This is a genomic window from Cumulibacter soli, from assembly GCF_004382795.1.
Classification (GTDB): domain Bacteria; phylum Actinomycetota; class Actinomycetes; order Mycobacteriales; family Antricoccaceae; genus Cumulibacter; species Cumulibacter soli.
This window is the reverse complement of sequence record NZ_SMSG01000004.1, coordinates 63,420-76,909: the sequence shown is the minus strand read 5'-3', so window position 1 is coordinate 76,909 and position 13,490 is coordinate 63,420. Positions and strand designations below refer to the sequence as shown.

The following is a 13,490-nucleotide window of genomic DNA, read 5'->3' as shown; positions in this document are numbered from 1 at the left end:
TGCCGCCAATGCTCTGACGGACACCGCATCCAAACGGTCAAAAGTGTCCAAAAGGCCAACCGTATCCGCGTGGCCAACCGTAACCACGTGACCAACGGTATCCGTGAGCGCTAGCGAATTCATACCCCTCAGCGTAGTCATGGGATCGAACGGAAGTCGAACTTATCGCTGACACAAGATGGCAGTAATAGGCAGGCATCATTGATGCCATGACGAACATCGAAACCATCGATAAGCCATTGGCTGGGCGGATCGCGTTGGTCGCCGGGGCCACCCGAGGCGCGGGGCGCGGTGTCGCGCAAGCGCTGGGTGACGCCGGCGCGACCGTGTGGTGCACGGGCCGCAGCACCCGTCAGCACCGCTCCGAGTACGACCGTGCCGAGACAATTGAAGACACCGCAGATCTGATCAACAACGCCGGAGGAACCGCGGTTGCCCGTCAAGTCGACCACACCGATGAAGCACAGGTGCGCGATCTCGTCGCGCAGATCGAGCGCGAGCACGGTCGACTCGACATCGCCGTGACCAGCCTCGGCGGCGAGAACGAGCAGGGTCTGTGGGATAAGCCCATCTGGGAGCAAGACTCCGCCGTCGGCCGCGGCATGCTGCGCGGCATCCTCGAATCCCACCTACTGACAGCCACCCATGCGCTCGGCCTGCTGCACCGCACGACCGGCGGTCTACACATCACGCTGACCGACGGGGATGCGGCGTACAACGACACGCACTACCGGATCAACGCATACTTCGACACCATCAAGACGGCGCTCACCAGACTCGCCTTCAGTTTCGGACACGAGCTTGCGCAGCACGGCGGCACAGCCGTAGCGCTTAGCCCAGGCTGGCTGCGTTCGGAGATGATGCTCGACATCTTCGGTGTACAGGAAGACAACTGGCGTGATGCTTGGACGCAGACTCCGACCGGAGAGACGGCTCCCGAAGACTTCGCGATATCCGAATCCCCGCTGTTCCTAGGGCGGTGCGTTGTGGCGCTTGCGGCAGACCCGGAACGTAGCCGATGGAACCAGCGATCGTCGACATCCGAAGTACTCGCGGCCGAGTACGGCGTGAACGACCTCGACGGATCCCGCCCTCGGGCCTGGTCGTTCATCACCGCTTTGGAAAAGGAACCCAAGCCGGACGTCGTGGACTACCGGTAGGCGGCGAATCGGTAACCTGTGCACGCGTCGTCGATGAGAGGGAAACGTATGCGTGCACTCAGGAGCGGTATCGCCGTACTCGCGATCGCCGTAATGGCGGGATGCGGCGGCACCGACGACGAACCGGCGGACGCCTCCACCGAAAGCACGGCCGCCGGATCCTCGGGTGAGCAAGCCACGGAGCCAGCGGATAGCGGAACGGCGGCCGTCGCGGGCTCAACTGCGCTCCCGGAAGCAGGCCAATGCAGCACCCTCACTTCCGAGGAACTGGACGAGAGCACCGCAAAGGTCGCTACCGAGTCCGCGGCGGGGGAGTGCGACTCCGCGCATAACGCGATAACCGTGGGAGTTGTGGGTCTACCGGACGACGACGCGGCCACACTCGACGCGCTGGTGAACACCGGTGCCGCGCTGGTTCCTGACGACAAGCAGACGTGGACGACGGTTGTCGTTCCAGCCTGCCAGGCCACGTTCGACGAGGCGCTGAGCGCGGCATCGATCGATACGGCCACGGACACCGTGGCATCGGCGCACAAGGCAACAGTAGTTCAAGGGCGAGCGTGGCTCCCGACCGCCGAGGATTGGGATGCCGGCGCTCGGTGGGTGCGTTGCGACCTGGTCAATTACGGTTCCGCTCTCACCGATTTGTCGACGCTCGATTACGGCACGATCTCCGAGAACCTCGCCGCGTGCCTGGCTGCGGACGTCGAGGGATCCTTCGTCGCCGCCTGTGACGACGAGATCACCAACGCACAAGTCCTCGCGCGCGTCACGCTGGACGCTGCGAAGACCGAGCAGGTGCAGGCGAACTACGATGCCTTCGCCGCCGAGGCCGAACAGATCTGCGCGGACACCGTGACGGCTGGCTTCCCCGACGTGGACAAGCCTGGTAAGGCATCGCTACCGGTCGCCTTCGCATTCGACGGCACGTTCGACTGCTATGTAGAGCGCGTTGCCAGCGACCCACTCGTCACCAGCTAACCGAAACGCCAGTAAGGCCATCGCTCACCGGTCAGGATGCGCGCAGGGCATCGAGGATGTCGTTGACGCGGTCCTTCGCATCCCCGAACAGCATTCCGGTGTTCTCCTTGAAGAACAGCGGATTCTGCACGCCGGCGTACCCCGCGGCCATCGACCGCTTGAACACCACGACCTCGCGCGCCTCCCACACCTCGAGCACCGGCATGCCAGCGATCGGGCTGTCCGGCTCGTCCAGCGCAGCCGGGTTGACCGTGTCATTTGCGCCGATCACCAGCACTACGTCGGTATCCGCGAAATCGTCATTGATCTCGACGAGTTCTTCAACGATGTCGTACGGCACCTTAGCCTCGGCCAGCAGAACGTTCATGTGGCCGGGCAGACGACCCGCGACCGGATGGATCGCGAACCGTACCGAAATTCCGCGCTCGCGCAACGCCGCAGTCAGTTCCGCGACGGGGTACTGTGCCCGCGCGACCGCCATTCCATACCCCGGCGCGATGATCACCGAGCGTGCTGAGCCGAGCATCGAGGCAACCTCATCGGCGCGGACTTCGCGATGGGTGCCGTATGAGCGGTCGGAACCGCTCACTTCAGCCGCCCCGAAACCACCTGCGATCACCGAGACAAACGACCGGTTCATGGCCTTGCACATGATGTAGGACAGGATCGCGCCCGAGGAACCGACGAGCGCACCGGTGATGATGAGCAGATCGTTGCCCAACATGAAGCCTGCCGCAGCGGCCGCCCAACCCGAGTAGCTGTTCAGCATCGATACGACGACGGGCATATCGCCGCCGCCGATCGCCGCCACCAAATGAAAGCCCAACAGCAGAGCCAACGCCGTCATGATGATCAGCGGGACCACTGACTCCGCGGCAATGAACCACGCCAGTAACCCGGCCGAGGCCACCAAGATCGCGAGATTGAGTAGGTGCCGGCCCGGAAGCATCATCGGCGCCGAGGGCATCCGAGCACTCAACTTCAGGAAAGCCACGATCGAACCGGTGAACGTCACCGCACCGATCAGTACGCCGAGGAACACCTCCACCAGGTGAGCGGTATCGCCAGATTCCCCGACGAGGTAGGCGTTGTAGCCCACGAGTACGGCGGCAAGACCGACAAAACTATGCAGCAACGCGATGAGCTCAGGCATGCCAGTCATCTCGACCGTACGCGCCCGCCAGATGCCGATAGACCCACCGACGAGCATCGCCGCCACGATCAACGCGAACGTCACTGCCCCCGGCCGTTCGCTATTACTCACGGCGAGCGCGATCGTCGCCACCAAAGCGATCGCCATACCAGCCATCCCGGCAAAGTTGCCGGCTCGAGCCGTCTCATGCCGCGACAGCCCGGCTAGCGCCAGGATGAATAGCACTGCGGCGACGACGTACGCACCGCTCACTAACCCCGCTAACGTGAACAAGGTGCCTCAGTCCTTCCGGAACATCTTGAGCATCCGCGAGGTCACCAAGAATCCGCCGACGATATTGATACTGGCTACGAGGACGGCGAGCAGCGCGATCACCGTGACGAGCGTGTTGTCGCTTCCGACCTGCAACAGTCCGCCCAGCAGAATGATCCCGGAGATCGCATTCGTCTCGCTCATCAGCGGTGTGTGCAGCGCGTGGGTCACGTTGCTGATCACGTAGTAGCCCACAACAACCGCCAGCGCGAACACGGTGAGGTGTCCGATCAGACTCGGCGGCCCGACGCTGGCCACGAGCGCAATGAGCACGGCGACTAGCCCGCCGGCGTACAGCCGCATTCGCGGATTGCGTGGCGGCTCGGCGACCGGCTCAGGCTGCGGCGCGGGAGCCGCAGGCGCCGCAGAGACCTGAACGGGCGGTGGCGGCCAGAGCAGAGCCCCCTCGTGTGCCACGGTGATCCCGCGGAGAATGACATCGTCCAGGTCGAGGCTGGCGACGCCGTCCTTCGCTGGGGTCATCAAGGTCAGCAGGTTCACGACGTTCGACCCATACAACTGGGACGATTGGGCCGCTAGCCGTGCTGGCAAGTCGGTGTAGCCGAGAATGGTGACGCCGCTGTCGGTCACGACCCGTTCGCCGGCGAGCGTGCCCGCACAGTTTCCGCCCTGGGCGGCAGCGAGGTCGACGATGACCGAACCCGGGCGCATCGCGGCAATCGTGTCGGCCGAGATGAGTTTCGGGGCCGGGCGTCCGGGAATCAGCGCCGTGGTGATCACGATGTCGGCCGCACGGGCTTCCTCGTCGTACATCGCAGCGGTCGCGGCCTCCTGCTCAGCCGACATCTCGGACGCGTACCCGTCCTCGCTGACCTGCTGCGGCATGTCGACGGTGACGAACTGCGCGCCCATCGATTCGATCTGCTCGGCGACCTCCGCGCGTACGTCGAACGCGCGGACGATCGCGCCGAGACTGCCCGCCGTGCCGATTGCGGCGAGTCCGGCGACACCTGCGCCGACGACGAACACGCGCGCGGGCGCAGTCTTGCCGGCCGCGGTGACCTGTCCGCCGAACTGCCGACCGTATTCGCCGGCTGCTTCCACGACCGCCCGGTACCCTGCGACGTTCGCCAGCGAGGACAGCACGTCCATCGACTGCGCCCGAGAGATCCGCGGGACAGCGTCCATCGCGAGCGCCGTCACGCCGCGAGTTTGCATGCTCGATACGAGTTCGGGATTGCGCGCGGGAGCGAGCTGGGCAATCACCATCGTGCCAGGGGATAGCTGCGCGATCTCGGCTTCGGTCGGAGCCCCAACTTTCAGCACGATGTCGCTGCGCAGCACTTCTTCGGCCTCGCCCAACTCGGCGCCGGCCGCAACATAGGCCTCATCCGGTTGTGCCGCGGCCGATCCAGCGCCGTGTTGCACGGTGACGTGGTAACCGAGGTTGACAAGTTGCGCGCTCGTGGCGGCGGTGGCCGCCACGAGCGCATCACCAGATTCTTTCAGTACCCCGATGCGCACGGCGGTCCCTTCCTAAGTTCAACTTTCACAATTGCATCATCCCGCCGATCCGGGATTCACAACGGGCCGCGGGCTAGTCGCGCGGACGCAGCACGGCGAATGAGTCGGTGACGGTCGCGACCCGCTCACTGAACCGGTACAGGTGTGCGGGACGTCCGCCCTTTCCCGTGCCGGCGGCTGTCGTTCCCGCGCGTTCGAGCTGACCACGACGGGTGAGTACCCGCTGGAGGTTGGTGGTTGCCGGCCGATCGCCAAGTACCGCGGCGTACACATCGGACAGCGTTGACAGCGTGAATGCCTCAGGAGCGAGCGCGAAGCCGAGGTTCGTGTACGACAACTTCGCGCGCAACCGCTGATGGGCAGACCCGACGAGCGAAGCGTGGTCGAAGGCCATATCGGGCAGATCGTCCACCTGCCACCACTGCGCGTTGCTCGGCAGTACTGGGTCCGAGGTGGTCGGCACCAGCCCCAGGTACGCCGTTGCGACCGTGCGTTGCGCCGGATCGCGGTCGGGGTCGCTACGGGTTTCGAGTTGCTCGAGATGAGCGATTTCGCCTAGATCCACCCGTACGGCGAGGTGGCGTGCAACACACTCGCCGAGGGTCTCGTCGGGTCGTAAGGGTCCACTCGGTAGAGCCCACGCACCGGCGTACGGCGCCCGATTTCGTTGCCAGGCAAGGATTTCCAGCGCGCTACTGCCGGGGGCGTCCACGCGCACGCGGAAAACCACAGCGATCGCCTCGTGGCGGTAACTCGGGACTTTCTGGCGTGGATCCACGATCGGATGTTACCGTGCAATCATGGTTTTCGCCTAGCAGGCGAAAACTAATTCGACGAAGGGCCACGGACCATGACGACTGCACCGACCGCTCCCGGCTTCGATCTAGCGAGCGACGACTGGACCAACTGGACCCCACGGCAGTGGGAAGACTGGCGCGCCGAGGTTCGCGAGCTCGCTGAGCAAAAGAACGCGGTCATCCTGGCGCACAACTACCAGATTCCCCAGATTCAGGACGTTGCCGACCACGTAGGTGACTCGCTCGGTCTCTCGCGGTTGGCAGCCAGCGTGCCGCACCCGACCATCGTTTTTGCGGGCGTGCACTTCATGGCCGAAACCGCTGCGATTCTCTCGCCCGAGAAGCGGGTCTTCATCCCCGACGCCGCTGCCGGTTGTTCGCTGGCCGACGCGATGACCGGGGACCAGCTGCGGGCGTGGAAGGCCGAACACCCCGGCGCTGTCGTCGTCTCATACGTCAACACGACGGCCGACGTGAAGGCCGAGACCGATATCTGCTGCACCTCGTCGAACGCAGTTGAGGTTGTCGAGTCGATCCCGGAAGACACGGACATTCTGTTCGGCCCCGATATGTTCCTCGGATCGCACGTGAAGCGGCAGACCGGCCGAGACAACATCCACGTGTGGATGGGCGAATGCCACGTGCACGCCGGAATCTCGCCGAAGGATCTCATCTCCTCGGTGCGCGATAGCGCGGACGCCGAACTTTACGTGCACCCGGAATGCGGCTGTACGACGTCGGCGCTGTGGTTGACCTCGAGCGGCGAACTGCCCGAGGAACGCACCCACGTGCTGTCCACCGGCGGGATGCTGGACGCCGCACGCACCTCGACAGCCAAGAAGGTCCTGGTGGCTACCGAGATCGGGATGCTGCACCAACTGCGCAAGGTCAACAGTGGTACCGAGTTCGTCCCGGTGAACCCGCAGGCAGCGTGCCAGTACATGAAGATGATCACGCCTCCGAAGCTGCTCCGGGCATTGCGTGAGGAACGCGAGCTGGTGACGGTCGACGCGGACATCGCCGAACGTGGACGCCGCGCGGTCGAGCGGATGATCGCGATCGGAAATCCGGGGAGCGGAGAATGACCCCACCGCCGGTGGTGATCATCGGCAGCGGGGCCGCCGGGCTGAGCGCCGCATTGATGCTGGCCGGACGCCGCGCGGTCACGCTGATCACCAAAGGCGAAATTGGTGACGGAGCGACCGCGTGGGCGCAGGGCGGTCTCGCTGCGGTCAGCGCCGCAAATGATTCGTACGCCGCACACGTAGCCGACACTCTGGTTGCCGGTGCTGGGCTATGCGAAGAAGACATCGTCTCGCAGCTCGTTTCCGCCGCCCCAGAAGCGATCGCGCGGCTCGTCGGATTGGGCGCCACCTTTGATCGCACCGCCGATGGCAGTTTCGATCTCGGGCTGGAAGGCGGGCACAGCGCGCGCCGCATCGTGCACGCTGGCGGTGACGCGAGCGGCGCGGAGGTCGCGCGAACGTTAGCAGCCGCAGTACGACGCGTCGCCGATGACGGTCAGATTGCGATTCTCGAACACACCTGGGCCGTCGACGCGATCCTGGATGCGCGCGGCGCGGTCGCCGGTGTGCGAGTGATGGATCGCGCAGGGCGGACCGATGACCTGGCGGCCAGTGCGCTCGTACTCGCCACCGGCGGGATCGGCCAGTTATGGCAGGCGACCACGAATCCGGGTACCGCGACAGGTGATGGGCTCGCACTCGCTGCGCGCGCCGGTGCCGTGCTGCGCGACGTCGAGTTCGTGCAGTTCCATCCGACCCTGCTCGCCGTGCCCACTCATGTCGGGGACCGTGGCGTATTGGTGACCGAAGCGCTGCGCGGGGAAGGTGCGGTCCTCGTCGACGACGAAGGCCGCCGGGTCATGGTCGGCGTACACCCGCTCGCAGACCTCGCTCCCCGGGACGTGGTGTCGGCGGCAATGCACGAACATCTGCAGCGATACGGCGGATCGTATCTATATCTGGACGGCACGGCGATCGACGAGCAGACCTGGCAGCGGCACTTCCCGACAGTGCTGCAGTTGTGCCGTGAACGCGGGGTCGATCCTGTCACCGAACCGATTCCGGTTCGTCCGGGTGCGCACTACCACTGCGGCGGCGTCTCGGCGGATCTCACCGGGCGCACCAGCGTTGAGGGTTTGTTTGCGATCGGCGAGGTTGCGTGCACCGGGGTACAAGGCGCGAACCGGTTAGCGTCGAACTCGGTGACTGAAGCGCTGGTCGCCGGGCACGCCTGCGGGCAGGCCCTTTGCGCCGACCGCCCGCAGATGACGGGTCCTCTGACAGACGTCCGAGTGCCCGCGAGCGGCGTGCGTGCATCGGCCCGAGAGCGGATCGTTGCGGCGATGAGCGAGTACGCCGCGGTGAGTCGTAACGCGGCCGGACTGGCGACGCTGGAGGGGATTCTGGCCGCAATCCAGCGAGTCACCCCGGCAGATCCTGCGGCGCTGGAAGCCGGAAACTTGTTGCTGGTTGCCGAACTGATCGCCGCGGCCGCCGTACGGCGCGAAGAGAGCCGCGGCTGTCACCGCCGTAGTGATTACCCGCAGAGCGATCCGGCGTGGCAGCAGCACATCGACCTGCGTCTCGCTACGGAAACCGGACGCATTACCGTCATGACGCACGCAGTGGAGGCAGCATGAATTGGCGCGAGCAACTCGGTGCGGCGGGCCTGGATCCGGAACAGGTAACCGATCTGGTGCGTCGGGCTCTTGCTGAAGACCTCAAGTACGGCCTCGATGTGACCACGACAGCGACGATCGATCCTGCGCAACGAGGGACGGCGGATGTGGTTGCCCGCGCCCCTGGGCGACTCGCCGGCGTTCCAGTTGCGTGCGGCGTGCTTGAGCTGTTCGCGGCCGACGCTGGTGTCCACCTGGATGTAGAGGTTCAGCTGCCAGACGGGTCTGTCGTAGAACCGGGCTCGAGCGTGCTGAGCGTGAGCGGACCCATCCCCGCGATCCTGACCGCCGAGCGGACGATGCTGAACATCCTGTGTCAGTTGTCCGGCGTCGCGACGCTGACGGGCCGTTGGCAGGAGGAGATGTCGGGAACCACGGCGCGGGTGCGTGATACCCGCAAGACGGTGCCGGGACTGCGCGAGTTGCAGAAGTACGCCGTTCGATGCGGCGGGGGAGTTAACCACCGGATGGGGCTCGGCGACGCAGCGCTCATCAAGGACAACCACGTCGCGGCGGCTGGTTCGGTGGCCGCGGCCTACCGCGCCGTCCGCGATCGCTTTGGCGATGACCTCCCGGTAGAGGTCGAAGTGGACACGACCGACCAGGCGCGGGAGGCAATTGCCGCCGGGGCTGACCTGATCCTGCTCGACAATATGCCGCCGCATCAGCTGCGCGAATGCGTCGCGCTGGGTCGAGCAAGTGGGCGCAAGGTGTTGTTCGAGGCGAGTGGCGGCTTGAGCCTGGAGTCGGCCGCCGAGGTCGCCGCCACCGGCGTCGACTACATCGCGGTCGGCGCGCTCACGCATTCCGCTCCGGTACTCGACCTCGGCCTAGACCTGCGCTAGCCCGCGGTTCGACCCGGTGCCCGTCGCTGTCGAGCACGAACTGGGTGGGCCAGCTTCACGCCGCCTCGACGTAATTGCGATGCGCTTGCGCGATCCGCTCGTAGCGGCCCGCGTTCGAGCTGCACTACCCGCACATGGCCGAACGATTGGAACTTGAGGCTCACGCTGGGCGTAGACGCGCCAAGAGCCCCCGGTGATCGCTGCCGGGTAGTTCGACGACAGCGGAGCCGACAGAGGTGAACGTCGCGCGATCGGCGAAGATGTGATCGATCGGGGTGCCCAGCAGCGACGGTAGGGCGGTAGGCCAAGTGCCGACCCCGCTAGTGCCAACATTCGCGTTCAGGCAGGTCGTATCGCGTAACGGGGCGTGGTCGATCGTGGCGTTGTAGTCGCCGGCCATGATCACCTGCGTTCGCTGATCGCAGATGTCGGTGACCAGATCGAGCTCGTCCCGCCATAGTTGCATCCGCTCAGCCACTGGCGAGGCGATGTGCACGGCGTAGAACACGGGACCGGATCCGCTGGCGGGCTCGGCACCCACGAGTCCGTATTCAGTGTCTGGCCCGTCGATGAGTTGATACTCGCCGAGATCCGCCGACACCAGCAGCCCGGTCGGCGCCGAGCCACCCGGGCGTCCGATCCCCATGAACACGTCGAACTCGTTGCCGGCGATCGCCTCGGCGTCCGGCGTCTGCGTTTCCGACAGCATCACGACGTCCGGATCGTGCTCGGCGATGAGGTCCCTGATCGCCGCGGGTCCGTCGATCGTGTCGAGGGTGTTGAAGGACAGCACGTCGATGTCACCAGGAAGCTTGTCCTCAGGCAGTGCGCTGGGGGCTGAGACGCCGCGAGCTAGCACGATGCCGGCGTTCGCCGATGTGAACAAGACCAGGATCGCCAGTGCCGCCGACAACCGAGTCGGTCGGTCCTCGCCGCGGTGGTGCACCATCAACGCGCACAGCAGAACTGCGAGCGCCGCGAGCATGCCGCCGAGCGCCAACAACGGGCGCAGCGCTACCAGGTGCGCGAACGGCGTGTACGTCGATAGGCCCACGAAACCGGGTTCGGTGAGTACCGCCGCCACGATGAGCAGTGCGCCTACGACTGACCAGCCTGCCCAACGTCCGTTCACGCAACCATTCTGCCGGTCATTGCGCGACTGGCGTTTGGTAGACAGGTCCCATGACGAGATACGTGATCATCGGCACTGGTGCGGTAGGCGGGACGATCGGCGGACGGTTGGCGCAACACAATGTGCCGGTGGTCTGGGTAGCGCGCGGTGAGCACGCGAGGGTGCTCGCCACTGACGGTATGACCCTCCGCACGCCCGAGGGCACCTTCAACGTCACCGCGCCGGTCTGGACCGGGCCGGACGACGCGGACTTGCGTGTCGGTGATGTGCTGGTGCTGGGCACGAAAGTGCATCAGGCGATCGATGCCTTGGCCGCATGGGCCGACGTTCTGGTCCGCGCGGCAGACTCCGATGATGTAGTGGGTACCGCGGGTGCAGTACTGCCGCTCATCACGGCTACCAACGGTCTGGCTGGCGAGGAAATCGGAATCCGCTACTTCCAGCGCGTGTACGGCGCGGCCGTTTGGTGTCCGGCGACGCACGTCAAACCGGGTGAAATCATCCCGATGTACGACAGTGTCTCTGGAGTCTTCTGGCTCGGCGCGTACCCCGGCCCGGCCGAACCCGACGCGTTGGTGCGGTCGATCAGCGCCGACTGGGAGTCAGCCCGACTCGGTGCACCGGTCACTGTGGATGTCATGGCGTGGAAGCGTCGCAAACTTGTGATGAATATGGGAAACGCCGTCGATGCGCTCGTCGACCCCTCGGACGCCGAGGGCAAGCGGCTGCTGAAGTCGGCGATGCAAGAGGCCGAGGCCGCACTGCAGGCCAGCGGTGCGAGTGTGATTAGTCCGGAGCGTGATGCTGAGGAGCGCGCCAAGGGTCCGCAGGTCGCGAAGGTGGAGGGCGCGCCCGAGCAGATCGGTTCGTCGACGTTCCAATCCCTCACCCGTGGCACGGGGACCGTGGAGACTGACTACCTCAACGGCGAAATCGTCCGGCTGGGCACGTTGTACGGCGTACCGACCCCAGTCAACGCAGCGTTGGCCTCCCTGGCGCGGCGCGCTGCGGCGAACGGGTGGGCGCCGCGCAGCCTGGCTGCCAGCGCCGTTGACGACGAAATCGTGGGGTCGTAGATGGAGCATCAGTTCGGCTTCCGCACCAAGGCGCTGCATGCCGGCGGTACGCCGGATCCGTTCACTGGAGCGCGCGCGGTGCCGATCTACCAATCGACTTCGTTCGTATTCGAGGACGCCGGCGAGGCCGCGAACCTGTTCGCGCTACAGAAGTACGGAAACATCTACTCGCGAATCTCGAACCCCACCGTCGCCGCGTTCGAGGAACGCATCGCGGCACTGGAAGGTGGTATCGGAGCGGTCGCGACCGCCAGCGGGATGTCCGCGGAGTTCGTCACCATCGCCGCGTTGTGTGAGGCGGGAGACCACCTGGTAGCGGGATCGCAACTATACGGCGGAACTGTGACGATGCTGGATGTTACGTTGCGACGTCTCGGCGTCGACACGACTTTCGTGCCCGGAAGCGAACCTGCCGACTACGAGGCCGCGATCACGGACCGCACGAAGGCGCTGTTCGTAGAGGTTATCGCGAACCCGTCAGGTGAGATCGCTGATATAGCGGCGCTCGCGGATATAGCGCACCGGCACGGCATTCCGCTCGTCGTGGACTCGACGCTGTCTACGCCGTACCTGGTGCGCCCGATTGAGCACGGTGCCGACATCGTTGTGCACTCAGCAACGAAATTCCTGGGCGGACACGGCACGACGCTCGGCGGCGTCGTGGTTGAGTCCGGCCGGTTCAATTGGGCTAACGGTAAGTTCCCGCGGATGACCGAACCCGTCGCCTCCTACGGCGGCCTGCAGTGGTGGGGCAACTTCGCCGAATACTCGTTCCTGACCCGACTGCGTAGCGAACATCTGCGCGATATGGGGCCCGCGTTGCCTGCACATTCGGCGTTCATGTTGTTGCAGGGGGTCGAGACCCTGCCCCAGCGAATGGACGAACACGTCGCCAATGCACAGCGCGTCGCACGATGGCTCGAAGAGGATCCGCGGGTTGCATATGTCAACTACGCGGGCCTGGTCGGACATCCGCACCATGATCGCGCGCAACGCTACTTGCCGCAGGGGCCGGGCGCCGTGTTCGCGTTCGGTGTCCGCGGTGGGCGGGAGGCCGGTGAAGCCTTCATCGATGGGCTGCAGATCGCCTCGCACCTGGCGAATGTCGGCGATGCGCGGACGTTAGTGCTACATCCGGCCTCCACCACGCACCGGCAGCTCAGCGCCGAGCAACTGACGGCGGCCGGGGTCTGTGAGGACTTGATCCGCATCTCGGTCGGGCTCGAAGATGTGGATGACATTCTGTGGGATCTGGACCGAGCTCTGCAGGCCGCGACGGGGGAGGCACGATGAACCGCACCTGGGAGGGGCCCTCAGCGCCGGAACGGATGCGGCTGCTTGATGAGGTGAAGTCGATCGCGATCGTGGGCGTGTCCGATAAGCCATCGCGCGCGTCGTATTTCGTTGCGTCGTACCTGCTGGGCACGGGACAGTACGACGTGTACTTCGTGAATCCGATGCTGAGCGAATTGCTCGGGCAGCCGGTGTACCCGTCGTTGAGCGCTCTACCTGTCGTGCCCGACCTCGTCGACGTGTTCCGTAAGCCCGCCGATATCCCGGGTGTGTTGGACGAGGCGATCGCGATCGGCGCGAAGGCGTTCTGGCTACAACTCGGGCTGTGGGACGAAGTGTCGGCGCAGCGGGCCGAGGAAGCCGGGATGCGCGTGGTGATGGATCGCTGCACCAAGATCGAGCACGCGCGCTTTCATGGTGGACTGCACTTTGCTGGATTCGATACGGGAGTGCTTTCCAGCAAACGCCAGAAGACCTGATCCTGCTCGGCGCGGTCGTGCAGTCTGGAGGTGCCGCCGGAGGTCAGTACGACGGTGAGCGACGCACAGTACG

At 65.3% G+C, this 13,490-nt stretch carries 12 protein-coding genes; 8 read left to right on the top strand and 4 right to left on the bottom strand.

The genetic code is table 11. The features are described 5' to 3' along the window. Positions 1 to 209 precede the first annotated feature (209 nt). Complete coding sequence (locus E1H16_RS09910; RefSeq protein ID WP_134323718.1) at positions 210 to 1,160, top strand: SDR family oxidoreductase; 951 nt, start codon at positions 210 to 212, stop codon at positions 1,158 to 1,160. A gap of 48 nt (positions 1,161 to 1,208) precedes the next feature. Further along, positions 1,209 to 2,141 carry a hypothetical protein gene (locus tag E1H16_RS09905; protein ID WP_134323716.1) on the top strand — a complete coding sequence of 311 codons (933 nt, stop codon included), beginning with the start codon at positions 1,209 to 1,211 and terminating at the stop codon, positions 2,139 to 2,141. A 31-nt stretch (positions 2,142 to 2,172) separates the two neighbouring features. Here the strand turns inward: E1H16_RS09905 and pntB are convergent, their stop codons facing one another. The 3 genes from pntB to E1H16_RS09890 all read right to left on the bottom strand — a co-directional run bounded on the left by pntB (position 2,173) and on the right by E1H16_RS09890 (position 5,869). Further along, positions 2,173 to 3,567, bottom strand: coding sequence for a Re/Si-specific NAD(P)(+) transhydrogenase subunit beta (pntB, locus tag E1H16_RS09900; RefSeq protein WP_134323714.1), 1,395 nt, complete (start codon positions 3,565 to 3,567; stop codon positions 2,173 to 2,175). Between the two features lie 6 nt (positions 3,568 to 3,573). Then, the gene (locus tag E1H16_RS09895; protein WP_134323711.1) at positions 3,574 to 5,091 is read right to left on the bottom strand and encodes a Re/Si-specific NAD(P)(+) transhydrogenase subunit alpha; all 1,518 of its coding nucleotides are present in this window, start codon (positions 5,089 to 5,091) and stop codon (positions 3,574 to 3,576) included. 73 nt (positions 5,092 to 5,164) lie between these two features. Continuing rightward, complete coding sequence (locus tag E1H16_RS09890) at positions 5,165 to 5,869, bottom strand: NUDIX hydrolase (RefSeq protein ID WP_243837818.1); 705 nt, start codon at positions 5,867 to 5,869, stop codon at positions 5,165 to 5,167. 72 nt (positions 5,870 to 5,941) lie between these two features. Between E1H16_RS09890 and nadA the strand changes: the two genes are divergently transcribed. The 3 genes from nadA to nadC are packed head-to-tail and all read left to right on the top strand — an operon-like array spanning position 5,942 to position 9,437. After that, positions 5,942 to 6,973 carry a quinolinate synthase NadA gene (gene nadA / locus E1H16_RS09885; protein ID WP_134323707.1) on the top strand — a complete coding sequence of 344 codons (1,032 nt, stop codon included), beginning with the start codon at positions 5,942 to 5,944 and terminating at the stop codon, positions 6,971 to 6,973. Further along, a complete protein-coding gene (gene nadB / locus E1H16_RS09880; protein WP_134323705.1) occupies positions 6,970 to 8,553 on the top strand; it encodes an L-aspartate oxidase in 1,584 nt (527 codons plus the stop codon). The genes nadA and nadB overlap by 4 nt, the downstream gene beginning before the upstream one ends. Beyond that, positions 8,550 to 9,437: a carboxylating nicotinate-nucleotide diphosphorylase gene (gene nadC / locus E1H16_RS09875; protein ID WP_134323703.1), complete on the top strand. Its 888-nt coding sequence runs from the start codon at positions 8,550 to 8,552 to the stop codon at positions 9,435 to 9,437. The genes nadB and nadC overlap by 4 nt, the downstream gene beginning before the upstream one ends. 160 nt (positions 9,438 to 9,597) lie before the next feature. On the opposite strand, the gene E1H16_RS09870 is transcribed toward nadC, so the two are convergent. Next, the gene (locus E1H16_RS09870; protein WP_134323701.1) at positions 9,598 to 10,569 is read right to left on the bottom strand and encodes an endonuclease/exonuclease/phosphatase family protein; all 972 of its coding nucleotides are present in this window, start codon (positions 10,567 to 10,569) and stop codon (positions 9,598 to 9,600) included. A 50-nt stretch (positions 10,570 to 10,619) separates the two neighbouring features. Between E1H16_RS09870 and E1H16_RS09865 the strand changes: the two genes are divergently transcribed. From E1H16_RS09865 to E1H16_RS09855, 3 genes are read left to right on the top strand one after another with little or no spacing between them, the layout of a single operon-like run. After that, positions 10,620 to 11,645 carry a ketopantoate reductase family protein gene (locus E1H16_RS09865; protein ID WP_134323700.1) on the top strand — a complete coding sequence of 342 codons (1,026 nt, stop codon included), beginning with the start codon at positions 10,620 to 10,622 and terminating at the stop codon, positions 11,643 to 11,645. Beyond that, entirely contained in the window at positions 11,646 to 12,938 is a 1,293-nt protein-coding gene (locus tag E1H16_RS09860) for an O-acetylhomoserine aminocarboxypropyltransferase/cysteine synthase family protein (protein WP_134323698.1), read from the top strand. It begins immediately after the preceding gene. Further along, positions 12,935 to 13,417: a CoA-binding protein gene (locus tag E1H16_RS09855; protein ID WP_134323696.1), complete on the top strand. Its 483-nt coding sequence runs from the start codon at positions 12,935 to 12,937 to the stop codon at positions 13,415 to 13,417. Before E1H16_RS09860 ends, E1H16_RS09855 begins: the two co-directional genes overlap by 4 nt. The last annotated feature ends 73 nt before the right edge of the window (positions 13,418 to 13,490 follow it).

Bases quoted from the DNA above. Each gene is read 5' to 3' on its own strand.
- E1H16_RS09910 (WP_134323718.1), top strand. From the start codon at position 210: ATGACGAACATCGAAACCATCGATAAGCCATTGGCTGGGCGGATCGCG.
- E1H16_RS09905 (WP_134323716.1), top strand. From the start codon at position 1,209: ATGCGTGCACTCAGGAGCGGTATCGCCGTACTCGCGATCGCCGTAATG.
- nadA (WP_134323707.1), top strand. From the start codon at position 5,942: ATGACGACTGCACCGACCGCTCCCGGCTTCGATCTAGCGAGCGACGAC.
- nadB (WP_134323705.1), top strand. From the start codon at position 6,970: ATGACCCCACCGCCGGTGGTGATCATCGGCAGCGGGGCCGCCGGGCTG.
- nadC (WP_134323703.1), top strand. From the start codon at position 8,550: ATGAATTGGCGCGAGCAACTCGGTGCGGCGGGCCTGGATCCGGAACAG.
- E1H16_RS09865 (WP_134323700.1), top strand. From the start codon at position 10,620: ATGACGAGATACGTGATCATCGGCACTGGTGCGGTAGGCGGGACGATC.
- E1H16_RS09860 (WP_134323698.1), top strand. From the start codon at position 11,646: ATGGAGCATCAGTTCGGCTTCCGCACCAAGGCGCTGCATGCCGGCGGT.
- E1H16_RS09855 (WP_134323696.1), top strand. From the start codon at position 12,935: ATGAACCGCACCTGGGAGGGGCCCTCAGCGCCGGAACGGATGCGGCTG.